This is a genomic window from Streptomyces sp. NPDC104226 (genome assembly GCF_055584085.1).
Map to the genome: position 1 here is coordinate 586,299 of NZ_JBVJMS010000005.1, position 22,882 is coordinate 609,180.

Annotated in this window: 19 protein-coding genes; 12 read left to right on the forward strand and 7 right to left on the reverse strand. The window is 71.5% G+C overall.

The window, feature by feature from the left end; genetic code table 11:
• Positions 1 to 13: 13 nt before the first annotated feature.
• Complete coding sequence (locus ACZ60J_RS19070) at positions 14 to 1,531, reverse strand: peptide MFS transporter (protein WP_469683207.1); 1,518 nt, start codon at positions 1,529 to 1,531, stop codon at positions 14 to 16.
• A gap of 489 nt (positions 1,532 to 2,020) precedes the next feature.
• Here ACZ60J_RS19070 and ACZ60J_RS19075 point away from each other — a divergent pair, with 489 nt between their 5' ends.
• Entirely contained in the window at positions 2,021 to 2,698 is a 678-nt protein-coding gene (locus tag ACZ60J_RS19075) for a response regulator transcription factor (RefSeq protein WP_250736849.1), read from the forward strand.
• A gap of 83 nt (positions 2,699 to 2,781) precedes the next feature.
• The gene (locus tag ACZ60J_RS19080) at positions 2,782 to 4,047 is read left to right on the forward strand and encodes an ATP-binding protein (RefSeq protein WP_469683209.1); all 1,266 of its coding nucleotides are present in this window, start codon (positions 2,782 to 2,784) and stop codon (positions 4,045 to 4,047) included.
• Between the two features lie 35 nt (positions 4,048 to 4,082).
• On the opposite strand, the gene ACZ60J_RS19085 is transcribed toward ACZ60J_RS19080, so the two are convergent.
• Entirely contained in the window at positions 4,083 to 4,631 is a 549-nt protein-coding gene (locus tag ACZ60J_RS19085; RefSeq protein ID WP_469683211.1) for a GtrA family protein, read from the reverse strand.
• Between the two features lie 214 nt (positions 4,632 to 4,845).
• Here ACZ60J_RS19085 and ACZ60J_RS19090 point away from each other — a divergent pair, with 214 nt between their 5' ends.
• From ACZ60J_RS19090 to ACZ60J_RS19105, 4 genes are all read left to right on the forward strand, one after another.
• Complete coding sequence (locus ACZ60J_RS19090) at positions 4,846 to 5,985, forward strand: 5-(carboxyamino)imidazole ribonucleotide synthase (RefSeq protein WP_469683213.1); 1,140 nt, start codon at positions 4,846 to 4,848, stop codon at positions 5,983 to 5,985.
• Positions 5,982 to 6,518 (forward strand): 5-(carboxyamino)imidazole ribonucleotide mutase, encoded by a 537-nt coding sequence (purE, locus tag ACZ60J_RS19095; protein WP_469683214.1) that lies wholly within the window; start codon positions 5,982 to 5,984, stop codon positions 6,516 to 6,518. The genes ACZ60J_RS19090 and purE overlap by 4 nt, the downstream gene beginning before the upstream one ends.
• Positions 6,515 to 7,723: a dipeptidase gene (locus ACZ60J_RS19100; RefSeq protein WP_469683216.1), complete on the forward strand. Its 1,209-nt coding sequence runs from the start codon at positions 6,515 to 6,517 to the stop codon at positions 7,721 to 7,723. Before purE ends, ACZ60J_RS19100 begins: the two co-directional genes overlap by 4 nt.
• A 205-nt stretch (positions 7,724 to 7,928) precedes the next feature.
• The gene (locus ACZ60J_RS19105) at positions 7,929 to 9,005 is read left to right on the forward strand and encodes a membrane dipeptidase (RefSeq protein WP_469683218.1); all 1,077 of its coding nucleotides are present in this window, start codon (positions 7,929 to 7,931) and stop codon (positions 9,003 to 9,005) included.
• A 25-nt stretch (positions 9,006 to 9,030) separates the two neighbouring features.
• Here ACZ60J_RS19105 and ACZ60J_RS19110 read toward each other — a convergent pair whose 3' ends face one another.
• Together ACZ60J_RS19110 and ACZ60J_RS19115 are read right to left on the reverse strand one after the other, a co-directional pair.
• Positions 9,031 to 10,341: a glycosyltransferase 87 family protein gene (locus ACZ60J_RS19110; RefSeq protein WP_469683220.1), complete on the reverse strand. Its 1,311-nt coding sequence runs from the start codon at positions 10,339 to 10,341 to the stop codon at positions 9,031 to 9,033.
• Positions 10,342 to 10,467: 126 nt separating this feature from the next.
• Positions 10,468 to 11,823 (reverse strand): UDP-glucose dehydrogenase family protein, encoded by a 1,356-nt coding sequence (locus ACZ60J_RS19115; RefSeq protein ID WP_469683222.1) that lies wholly within the window; start codon positions 11,821 to 11,823, stop codon positions 10,468 to 10,470.
• Between the two features lie 251 nt (positions 11,824 to 12,074).
• On the opposite strand from ACZ60J_RS19115, the gene ACZ60J_RS19120 reads away from it, so the two are divergent.
• From ACZ60J_RS19120 to manB, 3 genes are all read left to right on the forward strand, one after another.
• Positions 12,075 to 13,247 carry an acyl-CoA dehydrogenase family protein gene (locus ACZ60J_RS19120; protein WP_254387593.1) on the forward strand — a complete coding sequence of 391 codons (1,173 nt, stop codon included), beginning with the start codon at positions 12,075 to 12,077 and terminating at the stop codon, positions 13,245 to 13,247.
• Positions 13,248 to 13,390: 143 nt separating this feature from the next.
• Positions 13,391 to 14,041, forward strand: coding sequence for a hypothetical protein (locus ACZ60J_RS19125; protein ID WP_469683224.1), 651 nt, complete (start codon positions 13,391 to 13,393; stop codon positions 14,039 to 14,041).
• A gap of 133 nt (positions 14,042 to 14,174) precedes the next feature.
• A complete protein-coding gene (gene manB, locus ACZ60J_RS19130) occupies positions 14,175 to 15,257 on the forward strand; it encodes a mannose-1-phosphate guanylyltransferase (protein WP_469683226.1) in 1,083 nt (360 codons plus the stop codon).
• A gap of 86 nt (positions 15,258 to 15,343) precedes the next feature.
• Here the strand turns inward: manB and ACZ60J_RS19135 are convergent, their stop codons facing one another.
• Positions 15,344 to 16,705 (reverse strand): LCP family protein, encoded by a 1,362-nt coding sequence (locus tag ACZ60J_RS19135; RefSeq protein ID WP_469683227.1) that lies wholly within the window; start codon positions 16,703 to 16,705, stop codon positions 15,344 to 15,346.
• 106 nt (positions 16,706 to 16,811) lie between these two features.
• On the opposite strand from ACZ60J_RS19135, the gene ACZ60J_RS19140 reads away from it, so the two are divergent.
• Positions 16,812 to 17,354, forward strand: a complete 543-nt coding sequence (locus ACZ60J_RS19140) for an acyl-CoA thioesterase (RefSeq protein ID WP_469683229.1) — start codon at positions 16,812 to 16,814, stop codon at positions 17,352 to 17,354.
• Positions 17,355 to 17,448: 94 nt separating this feature from the next.
• Positions 17,449 to 18,270: an SGNH/GDSL hydrolase family protein gene (locus ACZ60J_RS19145; protein ID WP_469683230.1), complete on the forward strand. Its 822-nt coding sequence runs from the start codon at positions 17,449 to 17,451 to the stop codon at positions 18,268 to 18,270.
• A 57-nt stretch (positions 18,271 to 18,327) separates the two neighbouring features.
• On the opposite strand, the gene ACZ60J_RS19150 is transcribed toward ACZ60J_RS19145, so the two are convergent.
• A complete protein-coding gene (locus ACZ60J_RS19150) occupies positions 18,328 to 19,824 on the reverse strand; it encodes an LCP family protein (RefSeq protein WP_469683308.1) in 1,497 nt (498 codons plus the stop codon).
• A 174-nt stretch (positions 19,825 to 19,998) separates the two neighbouring features.
• On the opposite strand from ACZ60J_RS19150, the gene ACZ60J_RS19155 reads away from it, so the two are divergent.
• The gene (locus ACZ60J_RS19155; protein ID WP_469683232.1) at positions 19,999 to 21,024 is read left to right on the forward strand and encodes a glycosyltransferase family 2 protein; all 1,026 of its coding nucleotides are present in this window, start codon (positions 19,999 to 20,001) and stop codon (positions 21,022 to 21,024) included.
• An 88-nt stretch (positions 21,025 to 21,112) separates the two neighbouring features.
• Here the strand turns inward: ACZ60J_RS19155 and ACZ60J_RS19160 are convergent, their stop codons facing one another.
• Positions 21,113 to 22,822 carry an LCP family protein gene (locus ACZ60J_RS19160; RefSeq protein ID WP_469683234.1) on the reverse strand — a complete coding sequence of 570 codons (1,710 nt, stop codon included), beginning with the start codon at positions 22,820 to 22,822 and terminating at the stop codon, positions 21,113 to 21,115.
• Positions 22,823 to 22,882: the final 60 nt, after the last annotated feature.

The following is a 22,882-nucleotide window of genomic DNA, read 5'->3' on the forward strand; positions in this document are numbered from 1 at the left end:
GGGAGGGGGTGCGTCAGTGCACGGAGCCCATCAGGGACTGGACCTTCTTGCGGTACGCGTAGACCGCCACACCGGCGAGGACGGCGGCCGTCGCTTCGAGGGCGATCACCCCGGTGCCGTTGAGGTCCACGCCGCCGATGGAGAGCAGACCGGTGATGCAGTCGCCCGCGGTGACCGCGAGGAACCAGACGCCCATCATCTGGGAGGCGTACTTCTGCGGGGCCATCTTCGTGGTGACCGAGAGGCCGACCGGGGAGAGGCACAGCTCACCGATGGTCTGGATCATGTAGATCGAGACCAGCCACATCGGGGAGACCTTGGTGCCGTCGCCGGCCATGTTCATCGGGACGATGAAGACGAAGAAGGAGGCGCCGACCAGGACGAGGCCCATCGCGAACTTCACGATGGTGTTCGGCTCCTGGTTCTTGCGCGCCAGCCACAGCCACAGCCAGGCGAAGACGGGCGCCAGGGACATCACGAACAGCGGGTTCAGCGACTGGTACCAGGTGGCCGGGAAGCCCAGGCCGAAGATGGTGTCCGCGGTCTTGGAGTCGGCGAACAGCGACAGGGTGGAACCACCCTGGTCGTAGATCATCCAGAACGCGGCGGCGGCGACGAAGAACCAGATGTACGCGGTCATCTTCGACTGCTCGGTGCCCGAGAGGTCGCGGTCGCGCTTGATCTTCAGCAGGACGGCGACCGGGATGGCCAGACCCGCGAGGGTGATCGGGACGAGCGCCCAGTTCAGGGTGTACATGCCCAGGGCGGCCACGATGCCGTAGAAGGCGGCGACCACGACGGCGCCGATGGCGACCTTCGTGATGACGGCCTTGCGCTCCTGCGCGGACAGCGGGTTGGGCACCACGCTGCTCTTCGGGTCCAGGCTCTTGGTGCCGATCAGGAACTGGACCAGGCCCAGGGCCATGCCGACCGCGGCGAGCAGGAAGCCGAGGTGCCAGTTGACCTTCTCGCCGACGGTGCCGACGACGAAGGGCGCGACGAAGGCACCGAGGTTGATGCCCACGTAGAACAGCGTGAAGCCGCCGTCACGGCGCGGGTCGTCCGGGCCGTCGTAGAGGTGGCCGACCATCGTGGAGATGTTGGCCTTCAGCAGACCGGAACCGGCCGCGACCAGGATCAGACCGACGAAGAACATCGCCTGTCCGGGGATGGCGAGCGAGACGTGGCCGGCCATGATCACGAAGCTGGCGATGGCGACCGTCTTGCGGGCACCCCAGACACGGTCACCGAACCAGCCGCCGGGCATGGCCATGAGGTAGACCATCGCGACGTACACGGAGTAGATCGCCGTGGCCGTGGCCATCGTGAAGGCGAGGCCGCCGCCCTGGCTGCCGGTGGCCGCGTCGGCGCCGCCGGAGACCAAGTACAGGACGAGGAGGGCGCGCATGCCGTAGTAGGAGAAGCGCTCCCACATCTCGGTCATGAACAGAGTGGCCAGGCCACGGGGGTGTCCGAAGAAGGTCTTCTCGGCGGAGGGGTCCACCGAGCCCTTCGTCAGGCTGGAAGCCATGGTCGATCCTTGCTTGCTCGGGACGCGCGGCTTCGTGAGCACAAGGCGCCCGGTGAGGGGTGGCCGGTACCGGCTTCGGGTGTTCGGACCCCACGCCCGGGGGTTCGCTCCGCGGGGGCGAAGACGAAAGAACATCCACAACCGGGATCCACGCCCGCCGCGCTCCGTCGCGCGAAGGGCCCGGCCCATAGGTCATTCACTGTCATCTGCCCGGAACGGGCGGTGCGACAACAATGCCTGCCCGATCAGGGCAGAAATAGAGACTTTCGGCTGCTTTTCGCTCGAAAGTCTCGTGGAGGTAGTGCATCAGGCGTCTCGACACCATACGACACGACAGTGGCGCATATGAAAGTACTTGAGATATGGATCACAGGCGACAGTGGAACCAACTGGCCACATTCGAAGGCCGTCAAGGCTCGATGAGCCCAGATAGACAGGGACTTGCAGGCGGGCCTCTGCTTTCGTCCGCCGCGGACTACCATCACCCACATGACGCGTGTACTGCTCGCCGAGGACGACGCATCCATCTCGGAACCCCTGGCCCGCGCCCTGCGCCGGGAGGGGTACGAGGTCGAGGTCCGGGAGGACGGCCCCACCGCCCTGGACGCGGGACTGCAGGGCGGCATCGACCTCGTCGTGCTCGACCTGGGCCTGCCGGGCATGGACGGCCTGGAGGTCGCCCGCCGGCTGCGCGCCGAGGGCCACGGATTCCCGATCCTGGTCCTCACCGCCCGCGCCGACGAGGTCGACACGGTCGTGGGCCTGGACGCCGGCGCCGACGACTACGTGACCAAGCCCTTCCGGCTCGCCGAGCTGCTCGCCCGCGTACGGGCCCTCCTGCGGCGCGGCGCCAACGAGGCCTCCCAGGCCCCGGCCACCCACGGGGTGCGGATCGACGTCGAATCGCACCGCGCCTGGATGGGCGAGGAGGAGCTCCAGCTCACCGCGAAGGAGTTCGACCTGCTGCGCGTCCTCGTGCGCGACGCGGGCCGGGTCGTCACCCGCGACCAGCTCATGCGCGAGGTCTGGGACACCACCTGGTGGTCCTCCACCAAGACCCTCGACATGCACATCTCCTGGCTGCGCAAGAAGCTCGGCGACGACGCGGCCAACCCCCGCTACATCGCCACCGTCCGCGGGGTCGGCTTCCGCTTCGAGAAGAGCTGACAGCGCCTTCGGGCAGAGCTGCGAGTGCCTTCGGGCCGAGCTGCGGCCACCCGGGACCGTATATCTAGGGCATCCTCGGATCCATGCGCCGCCGCCTGATCAACTCCACGCTCGCCGTGGTGCTCGTCGTCATCGCCGTCTTCGGGGTCTCCCTCGTCATCGTCGAGACCCGCACCATCACCAGCAGCGCCCAGGACCGCGTCGAGTCCGAGGCGCTGCGGCTGGTGGGCATCGTCGAGAGCGACGTCCTGGAGAAGAAGCCGGTCGACGCCGGGGCGCTCACCGAACAGCTCGACCCCGGCCGGTACGCCCGGATCACGATCCCCGGCCGGGAACCGGTCGAGATCGGGACGCGCATCACCGGCAGCGTCGTCCGCGGCACCGCCCGCGGGGAGCAGGGCGAGACCGTGGTCGTCGAGGAGTCCCGCTCCACCGTCACCCGCGAGGTCGGCCGGACCCTGGCCGTGGTCGGCGCCGTCGCCCTGCTCGCCGTCGTGGCGGCCGTCCTGCTCGCCGTACGCCAGGCCAACCGGCTGGCCTCCCCGCTCACCGACCTCGCCGAGACGGCCGAGCGCCTCGGATCGGGCGACCCGCGGCCCCGCCACAAGCGGTACGGGGTCCCCGAGCTCGACCGGGTCGCGGACGTACTGGACTCCAGCGCCGAGCGGATCGGCCGCATGCTCACCGCCGAGCGGCGCCTGGCCGCGGACGCCTCGCACCAGCTGCGGACCCCGCTCACGGCCCTGTCGATGCGGCTGGAGGAGATCACCGTCACCGACGACCTGGAGACCGTACGGGAGGAGGCGACGATCGCCCTCACCCAGGTGGAGCGGCTGACCGACGTGGTCCAGCGGCTCCTGACGAACTCCAGGGACCCGCGCACGGGCTCGGCCGTCCCCTTCGACCTGGACGAGGTCGTCAAACAGCAGCTGGAGGAGTGGCGCCCCGCCTACCGCAGCGCCGGCCGGGCCGTCGTCCGCTCCGGGAAGACCGGCATCCGGGCCGTGGGCACCCCGGGCGCGGTCTCGCAGGTCCTGGCGACCCTGGTGGAGAACTCCCTCATGCACGGCGGCGGCACCGTGGCCCTGCGGACCCGCGTGATCGGCAACCAGGCCGTCCTGGAGGTCACGGACGAGGGGCCGGGCGTCCCGCCGGACCTCGGCAACCGGATCTTCGAGCGGGCCATCAGCGGCCGCAATTCCACCGGCATCGGCCTCGCCGTGGCCCGGGACCTCGCGGAGGCCGACGGCGGCCGTCTGGAGCTGCTCCAGACCCGGCCGCCGGTGTTCGCCCTGTTCCTCAGCCGGACCGCGCCGGAGCGCTCCGAGCCGGAGCGGACGGTCCGCTGAGGGCGGCCGCGGGCGACGGCCGCGGGCGGGGTGCCTCAGTTCGCGGCGGTCTCCGGGGTCCGCGCCGCCGCGGCCTGCGCGTCCGCTGCGGCCTGGCCGTCGCGCTGCTCGACGACCAGCGAGGCCGTGGACGGCGCGGGCAGGGCCTTGAAGACCCACGTGCGGTAGGACCAGAAGCGGAACACGGTGGCGATGCCGATGCCCGTGAACTTGAAGAAGTTCGAGGCGAGCGGCCCGTCCCAGTGGAAGCCGTAGGTGGCCGTGAACAGGATGCCGTTCTCGATCACGAGCCCGATCGCGCTGAACGCGACGAACAGCCCGAGCTCACGGGTGCGGCCCGCTCCGGTCCGGTCGGCCCGGTCCCGGTAGGCGAAGTAGCGGAAGCCCAGGTAGTTCGTGACGATGGCCACCAGGGTGGCTATCACGCTCGCGCGCACCACCTGGAGATCGGTGACCTGCCGGATCAGGTTGAAGACGCCCAGGTTGACCAGGACCCCCAGCCCGCCGACGGCCCCGAACCTGGCGATCTCGCGCGCGAGCCCGCGCACGCGGTCGAGGACGGATCCGTTCTCCGGCTTGCTCATATGAGGCTCAGTCCTGTCTTCGGGGCCCCCGTATGAGGCGTCACACGTTTCGTTTTACCTGCGCGCCCATGCTAAGTGTCCCCCCGCCGGTACGTCTGCGCCTTCGGACACCGTGCGACACACGGCACATCCACCACACCCGACCGCCGGGTACCGGCCAGTGGCGTCCCCATGCGGGTCCGGATGGCGGAATACCGCCGGATACCCTGGAGGAGTGACGTTCCCGGTAGTCGGCATGGTCGGCGGCGGACAGCTCGCCCGCATGACCCACGAGGCGGGCATCCCCCTCGGCATCAGATTCAAGATCCTCAGTGACACCCCACAGGACTCGGCGGCCCAGGTCGTGAGCGACGTCGTCATCGGCGACTATCGCGATCTGGAAACCCTCCGCGCCTTCGCGCGCGACTGTGACGTGATCACCTTCGACCACGAGCACGTGCCCATCGCGCACCTGCGGGCCCTGGAGGCGGACGGCATCCCCGTCCGGCCCGGACCCGACGCGCTGGTGCACGCCGCGGACAAGGGGGTGATGCGCGCCCGCCTCGACGAGATCGGCGCGCCCAGCCCCCGCCACCGGATCGTGAGCGATCCGGCGGACGCGGCGGCCTTCGCCGAAGAGGTCGGCGGGTTCCCCGTCATCCTCAAGACGGTGCGCGGCGGGTACGACGGAAAGGGCGTGTGGTTCGTCCGTACGCAGGCAGACGCCGAGGCCCCGTTCAAGGCGGGCGTCCCGGTCCTGGCCGAGGAGAAGGTGGACTACGTCCGCGAGCTCGCGGCCAACATCGTCCGCTCCCCGCACGGCCAGGCCGTGTCCTACCCCGTCGTGGAGTCCATCCAGGTGGACGGGGTCTGCGACACGGTCATCGCCCCCGCCCCGAACCTCTCGGAGGCCCTCGCCGGCGAGGCCCAGGCCCTGGCCCTGCGCATCGCCAAGGAACTCGACGTGACCGGCCACCTGGCCGTGGAGCTGTTCGAGACCACCGACGGCCGGATCCTGGTCAACGAACTGGCGATGCGCCCGCACAACAGCGGCCACTGGACGCAGGACGGTGCCATCACCTCCCAGTTCGCCAACCACGTGCGGGCCGTCCTGGACCTCCCCCTCGGCGACCCGCGCCCCCGTGCCCGCTGGACGGTCATGGCGAACGTGCTCGGCGGGGACTACCCGGACATGTACGCGGCGTACCTCCACTGCATGGCCCACGACCCGCAGCTCAAGATCCACATGTACGGCAAGGACGTGAAACAGGGCCGCAAGGTCGGCCACGTCAACACCTACGGCGACGATCTGGACGATGTGCTGGAGCGAGCACGTCACGCAGCCGGCTATCTCAGAGGATCCATCACCGAATGAGCACCTCCGCAGCAGCTCCCGTCATCGGCATCGTCATGGGATCGGACTCCGACTGGCCCGTCATGGAGGCCGCGGCCCAGGCCCTCGACGAGTTCGAGATCCCCTACGAGGTCGACGTGGTCTCGGCGCACCGGATGCCGCGCGAGATGATCGCGTACGGCGAGCGCGCCGACGGGCGCGGCCTGAAGGCGATCATCGCGGGCGCGGGCGGGGCCGCCCACCTGCCCGGCATGCTCGCCTCCGTCACCCCGCTGCCCGTCATCGGCGTACCCGTCCCGCTGAAGTACCTCGACGGCATGGACTCCCTGATGTCGATCGTCCAGATGCCGGCCGGAATCCCGGTCGCCACCGTCTCGATCGCCGGCGCCCGCAACGCCGGGCTGCTCGCCGTACGGATGCTGGCCGCGCACGACCCGGAGCTGCGGGTCCGCATGAACGACTTCCTCCAGGACCTCAACGACCAGGCGACGGAGAAGGGCAAGCGGCTGCGCACCAAGGTCGCCGGCCAGGAGTCGTTCGGATTCGGCAAGTGACCGCCGACGCCGCGGGCGCGACGGGAGCCGCCCGGCACCTGGACGCGGCGCGCGAACTGCTCGCCGAGCACCCGGTCGTCGACGGACACAACGACCTGCCCTGGGCCCTGCGCGAGACGGTGCGCTACGACCTGGACCAGCGGGACATCGCCCGCGACCAGAAGGGCCGGCTGCACACCGACATCCCCCGGCTGCGCGCCGGCGGGGTCGGTGCGCAGTTCTGGTCGGTCTACGTGCGCTCCGACTACGCGGGCGACGAGGCGGTCAGCGCCACCCTGGAGCAGATCGACGTCGTCGCCCAGTTGATCGACCGTTACCCGCACGACCTGGTGCGGGCCCTGACGGCCGACGACATGGAGGCCGCGCGCGCCGAGGGCCGGATCGCCTCGCTGATGGGTGCCGAGGGCGGGCACTCCATCAACAACTCGCTCGCCACCCTGCGCGCCCTGCACCAGCTCGGCGTGCGGTACATGACGCTCACGCACAACGACACCATCGACTGGGCGGATTCGGCGACCGACGAGCCCCGGCACGGGGGCCTCAGCGAGTTCGGCCGCGAGGTCGTCCGCGAGATGAACCGGATCGGCATGCTCGTCGACCTCTCGCACGTCGCCGCGACCACGATGCGCGACGCGCTCGCGGTCACGGCGGCGCCGGTGGTCTTCTCGCACTCCTCGGCCCGGGCCGTCTGCGACCACGTGCGCAACATCCCCGACGACGTGCTGGCGCTGCTGCCGGCCAACGGCGGGATCGCGATGGCCACCTTCGTGCCCAAGTTCATCCTCCCCGAGGCCGTCGAGTGGACCCTGGCCGCCGACGAGAACCTGCGCGCGCACGGCCACCACCACCTCGACACCACCCCGGCGGCGATGGCCCTGCACCGGGCCTTCGAGGAGGCGCGCCCGCGCCCGGTGGCCACGGCCGCGACCGTCGCCGACCACCTCGACCACATGCGCGAGGTGGCCGGCGTCGACCACATCGGCATCGGCGGGGACTACGACGGCACCGCCTTCACCCCGGCAGGGCTGGACGACGTGGCCGGGTACCCCAACCTGGTCGCCGAGCTGCTGGCACGCCGCTGGTCGAAGGCCGACCTGGCCAAGCTGACCTGGTCGAACGCGGTACGGACGCTGCGCGACGCCGAAGCGGTGGCACGCGAGCAGTCGGCCTCCCGGGGCCCGTCCAACGCGGTGCTCCAGGCCTGAGGTTCCAGGAGTACCGCGGCTTCCCGAGCGGCCCGCCCGGCGGATCCGGCGTACGGGCTGTGACCAGCGAGATCCTGCCGGTTACACCCGAACGCCACATCCGCCGGGCGCCCCGGGCGTCCCACATGTCACGGTGGCAACATCTTCCCTGCTTCTCTCCCGCTGCATTCGTCACGACACAGCCGCCGAGACCGGAGCGCACGCCATGGCCGACCTGCAGGACGAACCGCACACGAACCCGGTGGCCCCCGTGGGCCCCGGCTCCCTGGGAGCCGAGGATCCCATCGGCGCGTTGCTCCCGGGCGCCCTGGACCGGGCCGCCGCACTGCTCAGCGTCCATCCCGTCGCGGATGGCAGCAACACCCTCGTGTGGACCCTGCGCGAGAGTCCGTACCACGACATCGAGACCTCGGACGCGGGCGTCGACACCGACATCCCGCGGCTGCGCGCCGGGGGAGTGGGCGCCCAGTTCTGGTCGCTGCTCATGCCGCGCGAGTCCGGGTCCACCGACCAGGTGGTGGCCGACACCCTCGAACAGATCGACGTGGCGCTGGCCCTGATGCGCCGGTACCCCGACGGCCTCTGCCTCGCGCTGACCGCCGACGACCTGGCGGACGCCCGCAACCGCGGCCGCATCGCCTCCCTCCTCGGCCCCGTGCCCGGCCGCACCCTGACGGACTCGCTGGGCGTACTGCGCGCCTTCCACGCACTGGGCGTACGGATCCTCGCGCCGGCCGGGGCGCCGTGGGCGATGGAAGGGCTGACGGCCTTCGGCCACGAGGTGGTCAAGGAGATGAACCGGCTGGCGATGCTGCTGGACCTGCGGGGCTGCCCGCCCGCGCCGGCCTGCCAGCTCGCCGCGGCCTCCAAGGCGCCGGTGATCATCTCGCACACCGGGGCGGCCGCGCTCAACCCGCACCCGGACAACGTGACCGACGAGGTGCTGCTCGCGCTGCGCGCGGCGAACGGCCTGGCGATGGTCAGCTTCGACACCGCGCTGACCGGGGACTCCCTGCACGCGGTGGCGGACCACGTGGACCACGTACGAGCCGTCGCGGGCCCCCACTGCGTGGGCCTGGGCGCCGGCTTCGGCGCCGAGCCGGGCGTCCCCCGGCCGACGGGACTGACGGACCCCTCGGGCTATCCGCGACTGATCGCGGAACTGCTGGAGCGGGGCTGGCCGGAGACCGACCTGGCGCTGCTGACCTGGGGGAACGCCCAGCGGGTGGTGCGGGACGCGGAGTTCACGGCCCGCGCGGCGCAGCACCGCAGGGCGACCTGAGCGGGATTCACGGGATCCACGGGATTCAGACGCGTGCCGGGACCTCGGACCCGGCCTTGGACGCCGGGGCCGCCACGGTCCCGGCGTCCTTCGCGTGCACGTGCGCGGAGCCGCTCGCGGGGACGGGGCTCACGCTGGCCCGCCACAGGCGCAGGCAGGACCAGACGGCCGCCCAGGCCAGCAGGCCGTTGCGGAGCACCAGGAGGAACGTGCCGAAGCCGGTGCCCGGGAGGATCTCCGAGCCGTAGGTGATCGGGTAGATCGCCGTGCTGAGCGCGGTCGAGGCGACGATCAGCCAGGCCACCGGCCGCTGCGTGGTGTGCTTGCAGGTCAGGCAGACGGCCGCGAGGCCGACCAGCCAGATCAGGTACTGCGGGCTGAGCACGCGGCTGGTGATGGTGAAGACGAGGATGGCGCACAGGGCGGCGTCCAGCGGGGTCGCGGTCGTCCAGCGCCGGGCCTTGACCCGCCACAGCAGCAGCCACGCGAACCCGACGACCGTGAGGCCGACGGAGAGCAGGGCGACGCTGGAGACGTAGGGGCCGAGGTACTCGTAGGCGCCGTAGCGGACTTCGATCTTCCCGGACCAGGCGCCGACGAGCTTGCCGAACATCAGGGCGGAGCCGCCGAGGGACTCGACCTGGATGCCGCGGTTGCCCTGGTTGCCCAGGAAGCCGAGGGTGTCGCGGAAGAACAGCGCGAGCACGGCGAGCAGCACGGCCCCGGCCGCGACGGCCGAGAGGACGGCGTCGCGGGTGGTGCGGCCGCGCGGGGTGCCGATCAGCGTGAGCAGCGGCCAGACCTTGACCAGGGCCCCGATCCCGGCGAGGACGCCGCCGAGCTTGCGGCGGAAGCGCAGGCACAGCAGCGAGCCGACGGCGAGCAGGGTGACCTGGAGGTCGTAGCGGCCGAAGGGCAGCGACAGCAGCAGCGGCAGCGCGGTCAGCCACAGCACGGCGCCGGCCAGGCTGCCGTCGGCCCGCCGGGCGGCGCGGACCAGGCCGACAGCGATCAGCGCGTCGCAGACCACGGTCAGGGCGACGAAGGCCTGGAAGTAGGTGAGGAAGGGGAGCAGGTCGGGCGAGAGGAAGATCGCCGCAGCGGCCGGAGGGTACTGCCACATGACGTCGTCGTGCGGCATGGTCCCCGTGACGAGGACGTCGTACCAGTTGTTGTAGGTCTGGGTGATCTCCACGCGCACCGACGAGGTGCCGTGCAGGTTCACCACCAGCAGGACCACCATCAGCGTCCGGGTGGCCAGCCAGAACCCCGCCATGGCCAGGCGGCCGGCGCGTCCGCGGAGTGCGGAGTCGATGGTCGTGCTCGTACTGGTCATCGGCCGTGAGTCTAGCGATCCATTGCGCGGGGCCCGGCGGCTGCCGCCAACGATCCGGTGACGAGATGTGAAACCGTGCATTCCGGAACGAAGCGGATCAAGGTCTGCCGGGGGCGGACCCGGAGGTCAGGCGCGCGGGCGGCCCATCGCGCGGTAGGTCCAGCCGGCGGCGCGCCACAGGGCGGGGTCGAGGGCGTTGCGGCCGTCGAGGAGGAGCCGGTCGGTGACGACCTCGCCGAGGGCCGCGGGGTCCAGGTCGCGGAACTCCCGCCACTCGGTGAGGTGCAGCACGACCTCGGCGCCGCGGGCGGCGTCCAGGGCGGTGTCGGCGTACCCGAGGGTGGGGAAGACGCGGCGGGCGTTGTCCATGCCCTTGGGGTCGTAGACGGTGACCTGGCCGCCCTGGAGGTGGATCTGGCCGGCCACGTTCAGCGCGGGGGAGTCGCGGACGTCGTCGGAGTCCGGCTTGAAGGTGGCGCCGAGCACGGCGACGCGCTTGCCGAGGAAGGAGCCGCCGACGGCGTCGCGGGCCAGCTCGACCATGTGGCCGCGGCGGCGCATGTTGATGGAGTCGACCTCGCGCAGGAAGGTCAGCGCCTGGTCGGCGCCGAGCTCGCCGGCCCGCGCCATGAACGCGCGGATGTCCTTGGGCAGGCAGCCGCCGCCGAAGCCGATGCCGGCGCGCAGGAACTTCTTCCCGATGCGCTCGTCGTACCCGATGGCCTCGGCCAGCTTCACCACGTCGCCGCCGGCGGCCTCGCAGACCTCGGCCATGGCGTTGATGAAGGAGATCTTCGTGGCGAGGAAGGAGTTGGCGGCGGTCTTGACCAGCTCGGCCGTGGGGAAGTCGGTGACGACCAGCGGCGTGCCCTCGCCCATGGGGGTCGCGTAGACCTCCCGCAGGAGCTTCTCGCCGCGTGCCGTGCCGGTGGAGGTGACCCCGATGACGATGCGGTCCGGGTGCAGGGTGTCCTGGACGGCGAAGCCCTCGCGCAGGAACTCCGGGTTCCAGGCGAGCTCGATCTCCTCGCCGGCCGGGGCGAGCGCGGTCAGCTTCGCGGCGAGCCGCTCGGCGGAGCCGACGGGCACGGTGGACTTGCCGACGACCAGGGCGGGCCGGGTCAGGTGCGGGGCGAGCGATTCCACGACCGCGTCGACGTAGCTCATGTCGCAGGCGTACTCGCCGTGCTTCTGCGGGGTGTTCACGCAGACGAAGTGCACGTCGGCGTCGAAGGCGCCGAGCTCCTCGTAGGAGGTGGTGAAGCGCAGCCGGCCCGTGGAGCCCGGCAGTCCGGCCACGTGGGAGGCGAGCAACTCCTCCAGTCCCGGCTCGTACATGGGCACACGCCCGCCGGACAGCATGGCGATCTTCTCCGGCACCACGTCCAGTCCGAGCACCTCGAACCCCAGCTCCGCCATTGCCGCGGCGTGCGTGGCGCCGAGGTAACCGGTGCCGATCACAGTGATCTTGAGGGGGGCCATGGGTGCTCCTGGAGGTGCTGGGCCGTTCGCGGCAACCGAGCATAGTCGGGCCGGTGACCGGGGATGCATTCCGGCGTCCGTCACCCGTCCGCCACCCGGTGGCCACACCGTAGCCCCCTGCCCGCCGCCCGCGCCGGGGCGGCTGTCATGCAACTCACGTGCAACGCCCGTGTCGCGGTCGGCGCACGGACACTAAGCTTGGGCTACTTAACGGTAGTTAACAGCACGTACCACCTGGGGAGTGAGTGATCTTGGCGGGTTCTGCCGACTTCGACCTGTACCGCCCGGCCGAGGAGCACGACATGCTCCGCGAGTCCGTCCGCGCGCTCGCCGAGGCGAAGATCATGCCCTTCGCCGCCGCGGTCGACGAGGAGTCCCGCTTCCCGCAGGAGGCCCTGGATGCCCTGGTCGCCAGCGACCTGCACGCCGTCCACGTGCCCGAGTCCTACGGCGGCGCCGGCGCCGACGCCCTCGCCACCGTGATCGTGATCGAGGAAGTGGCCCGCGTCTGCGCCTCCTCCTCCCTCATCCCGGCGGTCAACAAGCTCGGCTCGCTCCCGGTGATCCTCTCCGGCTCCGAAGAGCTCAAGGCCAAGTACCTCGGCCCGCTGGCCAAGGGCGACGCGATGTTCTCCTACGCCCTCTCCGAGCCCGACGCGGGCTCGGACGCCGCGGGCATGAAGACCCGCGCCGTGCGCGACGGGGACTTCTGGGTGCTCAACGGCGTCAAGCGCTGGATCACCAACGCCGGCGTCTCCGAGTACTACACGGTCATGGCCGTCACCGACCCCGAGAAGCGCTCCAAGGGCATCAGCGCCTTCGTCGTCGAGAAGTCCGACGAGGGCGTCTCCTTCGGCGCCCCGGAGAAGAAGCTCGGCATCAAGGGCTCCCCGACGCGCGAGGTCTACCTCGACAACGTCCGCATCCCCGCCGACCGCATGATCGGCGCCGAGGGCACCGGATTCGCCACCGCGATGAAGACCCTCGACCACACCCGCATCACCATCGCCGCCCAGGCGCTGGGCATCGCCCAGGGCGCGCTGGACTACGCCAAGGGCTACGTCCAGGAGCGCAAGCAGTTCGGCAAGCCGATCGGCGACTTCCAGGGCGTGCAGTTCATGCTCGCGGACATGGCCATGAAGATCGAGGCCGCCCGCCAGCTGACGTACTCGGCCGCGGCCCGCTCGGAGCGCGTCTCCGGCGGCGGCCCGCACGAGGACCTCACCTTCTTCGGCGCCGCGGCCAAGTGCTTCGCCTCGGACGTGGCCATGGAGGTCACCACGGACGCGGTCCAGCTCCTCGGCGGCTACGGCTACACCCGGGACTACCCGGTGGAGCGCATGATGCGCGACGCGAAGATCACCCAGATCTACGAGGGCACGAACCAGGTCCAGCGCATCGTCATGGCCCGCAACCTCCCGTAGGGACCGGCCCCCGACCGTGTGAACGCGCGTGCCCCCGGCGTAGGCCGGGGGTACCGCGGACGCCCCGTACGGCGTGGCTAGGCTGTGCGCCCGACCGGTCTTCGGTACGGGATTCGGGGCGGGTTTCAGGGCAGGGAACGACCGTGTTCGTAGAACATGACATAGCGGGACTGATGCGGCAGATCGCCCGGCAGGACGTCCTGGAGATCGGCTCCGACGGGACCATCGGGCCCGCGCGGGGTGCCGCCCTGGCCCACATCGCCGAGTGCTACGGGTTCGAGTACTACGAGGCGCTCCGCACCGGACACAAGAAGGCGAACGTCCTGGTCCGGATGTACCGGGACCCGCGCCCTGAGGCCCGGGACCGCGAGGTGGCCGCCATCACCGCACACCCGCAGGCCGGCAACGGCGGAACGGTGCCGGGAATGCGGCAGGGCACGCTCAAGCCCCTGCCCGAAACGGCCGCGGCCGTCGCCCGGACGAAGGACCGGATCCTGTTCGACACCATGGTCGCCGCGGCGGACAAGCGCCAGCAGCTGACCGCGTACGGATCCTGCGCGTTCGCCGTGCTCCTGATGCTGGTCCTCGGCGAGCCGGTCCTCGCGCTGGTCGTCGGCGTCCTCCTCACCGCCTTCCTGGTCGGCGCCTTCCGGCTCGGCGCGGTCCGGCGGAGCCGGATCGCACAGCGGCTGGGGGCCGCCGGGTACCACCAGGTGCGGGACGAACACGGCGCGCTGCGCTTCCTGCGCCCCGGCCAGCAGCTGCCGGGCCACGCCAACCCCTTCGCCTCCTGACCGCGGTGACCGCCGCGACCACCCTGAGCTGCGGCGCAGACGACCGCACACATCGGGCACCAGCCCCCTGGGGACCCCCCGGATGGGCTAAATTTGGACCTTCGTACGCCGGAACCGGTTGGGGAGAACGCAAATGACCGAAGCGATCCTGCTGGTCGGCGGACAGGGGACGCGACTGCGCCCCGTCACGGTGAACACACCGAAGCCGATGGTCCACACGGCAGGTGTTCCCTTCCTCGCCCACCAGATAGCCAGGGCCGCCGCCGCCGGCGTCACGCACATCGTGATGGCCACCTGCTACCTCGCCGAGGTCTTCGAGCCCTACTTCGGGGACGGATCCGCCTTCGGCGTCCACCTGGAGTACGTCGTCGAGGACGAGCCCCTGGGCACCGGCGGCGCCATCCGCAACGCGGCCCGGCTGCTCACCGGCGGCCCGGACACCCCGGTGCTCGTCTTCAACGGGGACATCCTCACCGGCCTGGACATCGCCGGGCTCGTCGAATCGCACGAGGCGGCCGACGCCGACGTCTCCCTGCACCTGGTCCGGGTCGACGACCCGCGCGCCTTCGGCCTGGTCCCCACCGACGCCCACGGGCGGGTGCTGGCCTTCACCGAGAAGCCGCAGACGCCCGAGGAGATCATCACCGACCAGATCAACGCCGGCTGCTACGTCTTCCGGCGCAGCGTGATCGACAGCATCCCGGCCGGCCGGTCCGTTTCCGTGGAGCGCGAGACCTTCCCGGGGCTGCTCGCCTCCGGGGCCACCCTGCACGGGGTCACCGAGAACACGTACTGGATGGACCTCGGCAAGCCGGAGGCGATCATCCAGGCCTCCGCCGACCTGGTCCGCGGCGTCGTCCCCTCCCCGGCCGTCCCCGGACGCCGCGGCGAGTCCCTCGTCCTGCCGGGAGCCCACGTGGCGGCCGGGGCCAAGCTGTCGGGCGGCACCGTCGTGGGCGCCGGAGCCCGCATCGAGGCGGGTGCGGTCGTCCAGGGCTCCATCGTGCTGGGGGACGCGGTCGTCGGACCCGACGCGCAGGTGTCCGCCAGCCTGATCGGCGCCGGCGCCTCGGTGGGCGCACGGACCGTGCTGGACGCCGCCGTCATCGGTGACGGAGCCGAGGTGGGGGCCGACAACGAGCTCCGCGCCGGAGCCCGGATCTGGTGCGGGGCGCGACTGCCCGACGCGGCGATCCGCTTCTCCTCCGACGCCTGATCCGGACGGGCGCCCCCGTCCGGGGCGCCCGCGACCGGGCTCGGTGAGCGGGTTCCGCGATCAGGCTCCGCGACCGGGCTCCGTGATCAGTTCCCGCGGACGGTGACCTTCTCGTCCTTCTGGATCTGCTGCACCAGCTGCTGCACCTTCGCCTTGTCCCAGACGAGGTTGCCGCCGCGCTGGCCGGAGATCGGCATGTTCATGGACACGCCGTCACCGCCGCTGATGCCCTTCATCGCGAAGAACATCGACCCCATGTCCCACAGCCCCATGTCCTTGTCCACGATCAGCGTGTCCAGACCGGCGCCCAGCACCGGGTACAGCTTGAACGGGTTCATGATCGTCGTCGGGGTCGCCGCCTGGCTGGCCAGCGCCGACAGGAACTTCTGCTGGTTCTTGGTCCGCTGCAGGTCCGACTCGGCGAAGGCGTAGCGGGTCCGTACGTAGGCCAGCGACTGCTCGCCGTTCAGCGTCTGGGTGCCCTCCTTGAAGTCGGCCCCGGACTTCTCGTCCTTGAACCCCTTCTCGATGTTCAGCTCCACCCCGCCCAGCGCGTCCACGATGTTCGCGAAGCCGGCGAAGCCGATCTCCGCGTAGTGGTCGATGCGCAGGCCGGTGTTGAACTCCACCGTCCGCACCAGCAGCTCCGGGCCGTCCTCCGCATACGCGGCGTTCAGCTTGACCCGGCGCCCCTGGCCCGCGAACTTCTTGCCCGACTCCGAGCCGACGAAGGACGGGATCTCCACGTCGGAGTCGCGCGGCAGGGAGATCATCGTGTTCCCGCTGGAGCACTTGGCGAGGATCATCATCGAGTCGGTGCGCTTGCCCTCGGCCGAGCCGGTGTGGAGCTTCTTCTTGTCCTCGGCGGACATGCCCTCACGGCTGTCGGAGCCCACGATCAGGTAGGTCGTGCAGTCGCCCTCCTTCGGGCGCTCGATGACCTTGGAGAGGTCGACCTCGCGGCGCACGTTGGAGTCGGCCCAGAAGTAGGTGCCGATGCTCGTCACGAGCAGGCCCGAGACCAGCACGATCGAGCCGATCTTGATCCGCTTGCGCCAGTCCGGGGCCGGTCCCGCCGGCCGGGCCGGGCCGCCGGGGCCCCCGGGCCCGCCCGGTCCGCGCCCGCGCGGCCCACCGGGCGCCTGCCCGCCGCCGTAGACCTGGCCGGTGTTGTACCCGCTGTCGTAGCTGCCACCGCTGTACGAGCCGTCCTGCTGCGGAGGCACGTAGGCGGGCCCGGCCGGCGGCTGGGCCGGGCGGCGCGGGGGCTGCCGGGGCTGCGGAGGCTGCTGCGGCTGCCGGGACGCCTGAGGGCCGGGGCCGGGCCGCTGGACGTGCCTCATCCGCCGTGCGCCTTCCGGCTCCGCCTGGCCGCTGCCGCGGCCGTACCCGTCATCGCGGCGGCCGCGCTGGTCCTGCTCGCCGCTCCACCCGTCCCAGTCACTCATGTGCCCAAGAATGCCTGGCCGGAAGGCCCGCGGAACACCCCCGTCGGCTCTTCGTACCGGTGCTGTTGCAGAGCTGATGCCGGCGAGCCGCACTTAAGCTGTCTCCATGACAGAGATACCGGGCGAGCTGCGCGGAAAGCCGATCTCGGCTTCCCGCACCACCCTGAGCCACATCATGACCGCCAACGACACCAACCTCCTCGGTACGGTGCACGGCGGCGTGATCATGAAGCTGGTGGACGACGCGGCCGGTGCCGTGGCCGGCCGCCACTCCGGCGGCCCGGCGGTCACCGCCTCCATGGACGAGATGGCCTTCCTCGCGCCCGTCCGCGTGGGCGACCTCGTCCACGTCAAGGCCCAGTGCAACTGGACCGGCCGCTCCTCCATGGAGATCGGCGTACGCGTCCTCGCGGAGCGGTGGAACGAGTCCACCCCCGCCACCCAGGTCGGCAGCGCCTACCTGGTCTTCACCGCGGTCGACGCCGACGGCAAGCCCCGCGAGGTCCCGCAGGTGATCCGGGAGACCGAGCGGGACGAGCGGCGCTACCAGGAGGCCCAGATCCGCCGCACGCACCGGCTCGCCCGCCGCCAGGCCATCCGCGACCTGCGGGAGGAGCGGTCCGCGCAGGGGCTGGACGCCGACATCTAGTGCGCCCGGACCCACTGCACCCGCCCCTGTACCCGCACCTGCACCCGCAGCTCCTGCGCGCGGCCCTGCCGCCCCGCTCCACCCGGAAGGCTCCATGAACCGCCGCTCGGCCGTGCTCGCCGGCCTCACCGGCCTCGCGGGCATCGCGGGCCTCGCCGCCGCCGTCCCGATGCTGACGAAGGACTCCCCCCAGGCACCCGCCGGGGGAGCGCAGTCCCCCGAAAGCTCCCCCGAGCCCTCCTCCGGCACGGGGCGGCCCCGCACCATCCGCCTCATGCCCCTCGGCGACTCGACGGCCGCCGGTTCGGGAAGCTCCGGCCGCGCCGGCTACCGGCTGCCCCTGGAGATGCTGCTCTCCGGCCAGTCCGGGTACACCGTCGACTTCGTCGGATCCCAGGCGCAGGGACGCATGACCGACAACCAGCACGAAGGCCATCCCGGCTTCACCATCGACAAGATCCGCGCCGGGGCGGACCGATGGATCAGGACCGCCCGGCCGGACGTGGTCCTGGTCTCGGCCGGCCTCAACGACCTGAACCAGGGCGACGACCCCGAGCACGCCGCGGACCAGGCCCAGGACCTGGTCGAGCGGATCTTCGCCCTGCGCCCCGAGGCGACCGTCGTCATGCAGGGCCTGGTCCCCACGACCCCCGGCTCCCGGGGCCTGGACCTCACCGGCCCCATCGCCACCTACAACCAGCGCCTCAAGCGGATGGAAGCGGAGCTGCAGCAGCGCTCGGGCCGGCACTTCCGCTACGTCAAGCCGCCCTGGCTGACCCCCGCGGACCGGGCGGACGCGTCCATGCCCGCCGAGCTGGCCGACGGCCTGCACCCGAACGACAGCGGGTACGAGAAGGTGGCGGAGGCCTACTACGAGGCCCTGGAGAAAGCCCACTCCGCCGGCTGGTTCGGCTGAGGGCACCCGCCCGGGCCGGGGCGGCACCCGCCAGGGCCCGGGCCGTACCCGCTCCGGTCAGGAGCCGCCGCAGACCACCTGGTCACCGGTGACCACACCGAACTCGCCCTGGTACGGGTCCTCCGCGCGCACCGGCACCACCTTGCGGTAGTCGGCGCCCGCGATCACCACCACGGTCCGCCCCTGCCCCCGCACGGCCCGCAGCTCACTGCCGGGCAGCGCGGTGGACACCGTACGGGCCGACCGGTCCCAGCGCGGGTCGTACGTGATCACCGTGCGCTTGACGTCCCGGCTCGCGCCGTTCCCCGGAGCCCGGGTGGTGTCGAAGCCGGTGGCGCGCAGCGCCGAGTCCACCCGGGTGCCCAGCCCGTCGATCCGGGTGCCGTTCTCCACCTGGACCCGGACCTGGCCCGGGGGCACGTCCACCGGCACCGCCGGCTGTCGGCGCACCGGCTTGCCGGGGGCGGGGGCCTCGGGCGGGGCCATCGGCCGGTCCTCGCGCAGCGCCTGGAAGAGCTTCGCGGCCTTCCCCTCGTCCCATTTCACGGTCGAGCCGATGCCCTTGACCGGGAAGGAGGGGTTGCCGACGGGCACGGAGGCGAACTCCGAGGAGGACGGGGTGAAATCGCGCATGGCCTGTCCGAGCGCCAGCATCTGCTCCGAGCCGAAGCCCCGGTCGGCCCGGACCGAGCTCAGCAGGGTGGAGCTGACCTGCTTGAACTTGACGGGGTTGAGCAGCACCCCGCCGCCCGTGGCCTGCTTGATCAGGGCGGCGATGAACCGCTGCTGGCGCTGCATCCGGCCCAGGTCGGAGGCCCCGTCGACATGGCGCGAGCGCACGTACTGCAGGGCCTGGCCGCCGCTGAGGCGGTGGGTGCCGGGCAGCAGGTCGAGTCCGGTGTTGGGGTCCTTCATGGTCTTGGCCGTGCAGATCTCCACGCCGCCCATGGCGTCGACCGTCTTCATGAAGCTGGTGAAGTCGACCTCCAGGTAGTGGTCGATCTTCACCCGGGTCATGTTCTCGACGGTGCGCACGGTCAGCTGGGGCCCGCCCTCGGCGTAGGCGGCGTTGAGCTTCACGGGGTGGGCCCCGTGCGGTTTGCCGCTGGAGCCGTCCACGTGCGCGGGCAGCTCCACGAAGCTGTCCCGGGGGAGGCTGACCACGCTGGCCCGCGACCGGTCCGCCGAGAGGTGGACCAGCATCACGGTGTCGGTGCAGTGGCAGGGCGCGCCGCCCAGGCGGTACTCGCGCTTCTCCTCGGCGGTGATCTTGTCCCGGCCGTCGGTGCCGACGAGCAGGAAGTTGATCCCGTGCCCGGCCTGCGGGCGGTTCTTCATGTCCTTGAAGGGGTCCACCCGCTGGATCCCGGTGTCCAGCCCGGTCATCACCGCGTGCCCGAGGGCACCCGAACCCAGGACGAGCACCGACAGCCCGGCGGCGAGCCGGACCCCCCAGCGGGGTCTGTCCGCCGGCCGCTTGCCCCCCGTCCGGGGCCCGGCCGGTCCGCCGGGCCGCGGCGCGCGCTGCGACGGCCGGGCGGACCGGGCGGGCAGGGCGGGTCGGGTGGGACGGTGCGGCTGGGGCACGGGGGACACCTCGCACGTTCGGCAGATTCGTCAGAACAGTAGGCCCATACGATCAGCCGTTGTCCTTACTGCTCATCCGGCGCGCACCCGGTTCCCCCGTACGCGGTAACGTGACACCGATACCCGACCTTGAAGGACCACATGCCCGCCCAGCAGCCCGCAGTCTCGGTGATCATGCCGGTACTCAACGAGGAGCGCCATCTGCGCAACTCGGTCCACCACATCCTCGGACAGGAGTACGGGGGTGAGATGGAAGTGGTGATCGCGCTCGGGCCGTCCAGGGACCGTACCGACGAGATCGCCGCCGAGTTGGTACGGGAGGACCCCCGGGTCCACACCGTCCCGAACCCCACCGGCCGGACCCCCGCCGCCCTCAACGCGGCCATCCAGGCCTCGCGCCATCCGATCGTGGTGCGCGTGGACGGCCACGGCATGCTCTCCCCGAACTACATCGCCACCGCGGTCCGCCTCCTGGAGGAGACCGGCGCGCAGAACGTCGGCGGCATCATGCACGCCGAGGGCGAGAACGCCTGGGAGGACGCCGTCGCCGCCGCGATGACCTCGCGCATCGGCGTCGGCAACGCCGCCTTCCACACCGGTGGCAAGGCGGGCCCGGCCGACACCGTCTACCTCGGGGTGTTCCGGCGGGAGGCCCTGGAGGCCGCCGGCGGATACAACGTGGAGTTCGTCCGCGCCCAGGACTGGGAGCTGAACTTCCGCATCCGCGAGGCCGGCGGGCTGATCTGGTTCTCGCCGGAGCTGAAGGTCCAGTACCGCCCGCGCCCCTCGGTCCGCGCGCTCGCCAAGCAGTACAAGGACTACGGGCGCTGGCGCCACGTGGTGGCCCGCTACCACGCCGGCTCCATCAACCTGCGCTACCTCGCCGCACCGGCCGCCGTCTGCGCGATCGCCGCCGGCCTGGTCGTCGGAGCAGCCGTCACCCCGTGGGCCTTCGTCCTCCCGGCGGGCTACCTCGCGGCGATCACCGTCGGCTCGGTCCCGGCCGGCAAGGGGCTGTCGCTCAAGGCCCGGCTGCGGATCCCCGTCGCCCTGGCGACCATGCACGTGTGCTGGGGCTACGGCTTCCTGACCAGCCCGCGCTCGCTCGCCGCCAAGGTCATCGCGAGCCGCCGCCCGTCGGTCCGGCGGGACCCCGCCGAGGCCTGAGCGCACGTACGCACACCAAAGGGGTGACCCGGTCCGCCGAGGACCGGGTCACCCCTTTCGGTGTGTGTGAGGGGGGCAGCCCCTCAGCTCACCAGCGGTACGGCTTGTAGATGTCCATGCAGCTGGTGTCCGTGCCGTTGAGCACGTCCGCCGACTCCGGGACCGAACCGGCCTCGGGCGGCGCCTGCACCGGATAGGTGGCGCCCTCGCGCCAGTCCGCGCCCACCAGGACCGTGATCTTGGCCGACGCGGCCGACTTCTGCACGGAGGTGGCCGGGATACCGAGCGCCGCGGCCACGCTCTGCGCGTCGGCGGCCTGGGCATCGGTGGCGTAGCGGACGACCGTCGTCTTGTCGGGGGTCGACGCGCCGTCCGCCTTGGCCAGCGAGAACCCCTTGGCGACCAGCTCGCCCGCGATGGCCGTGGCCCGCTTGGGCACCGGCTGCGCCCCGACGCCCGTGCCGTTGACCACCTGAACGGCGATCTTCGCGGGGTTGGAGGCCGGCGGCGCGGACGAAGGCTGCGGCGTCGGCTCGGTCGACGGAGCGGGGACGGAGGGGTCTCCGCTCGCCCCCGGGCCGCCCTCGGCCGGAGCCGGGTCGCCGTTCTTGTCCATGGCCACGTCCTTGCGGAGCAGCTGCCAGACCTTCTCGGCGTCCGTGGGGTTGAGGATCAGCCGGTCCTTGTCGCTCGGAGCTTGCAGCACCGGGATCGTGGCCGACGTGATGCGGTTGACCGGCACGTCCTTGAGCAGCAGGGCGAGGTCGAGGAGCTTCTTGACGGACCCGATCTCCTCGGAGACCTTCAGCGCCTTCGTCGCGGCCTCCGCCAGGCCCGTGAGGCGGGGGAGATCGGTGAAGGCGTTCTGGCTCTTGAGCCCGCGCATCATCGAGTTCATGTACATGTGCTGCGCCTTGGCCCGGCCCATGTCACTGCCGAAGGCGTGCCGCGTGCGCAGCCACTGGAGCGCCTGCTCGCCCTGGACCCTGGTGGTGCCCGCCTTCAACTTGAGGCCGGAACCGCCCGTCCCCGATCCGGGCTCCGACTGGTCGAAGACGTTCTGGTTGACGCAGACGTCGACGCCGCCGATCGCGTCGGCCATGCTCACGACCCCGGTGAAGTCGATCAGCATCCAGTGGTCGATGTAGACGTTGGCCATCTTCTCCCAGGTGGCCAGGGTGCAGCCGGCGCCCCCGCGCGCGAAGCTCTCGTTGATCATCATCTTGGTGGCTTTGTACTTGGTGCCCGTCGCGGGATCGGTGCACTCGGGGATGTCCACCAGGGTGTCGCGCGGAACGGAGGTGATCGAGGCGTTCTTCCGGTCGGCCGATATGTGGACCAGCATCTGCACGTCGGCCCGCACGGGGCCGCCGATCAGGTCCCAGCCGCCGCCGAGCTTCGCGTTCTCCTCGTCGCGCAGGTCGGAGCCGAGCATCAGGATGTTGATCGGGCGCCGGCCCGCGGCGTCGGCCTCGCTCCGGGCGACCCCGCTGTCGCCGCTCAGGCGCTGGCCGCTGCGGATGTTGCCGTTGAGGTGGCGGTAGTAGAGGTAACCGGCCGCCGCCGTCCCGAGTATGAGCAGCGCGACGATGGAGGCCGCCCAGCGCAGTATGCGGCGCCGCCCGCGCCGGGTCGGCCGCTTGCCGCCCTTGCCACCGCCGCCGGCGCCGCGGCGGTGGCCGGAGCCGGACCTGGGCGCGGGTACGGCACTGGTGGCCGTCGGCCGGGTGCCGGATCCGGATATGCCGTCGCCGGCCCGGCCCGGCGCCCCCTCCCCTTGCACGCTGCTGTGCCTCACGCGTCCCCCATCACGATCACTCTGTGTCGGTATTGTGCCGGTCCGACGGGCGTCGGCACG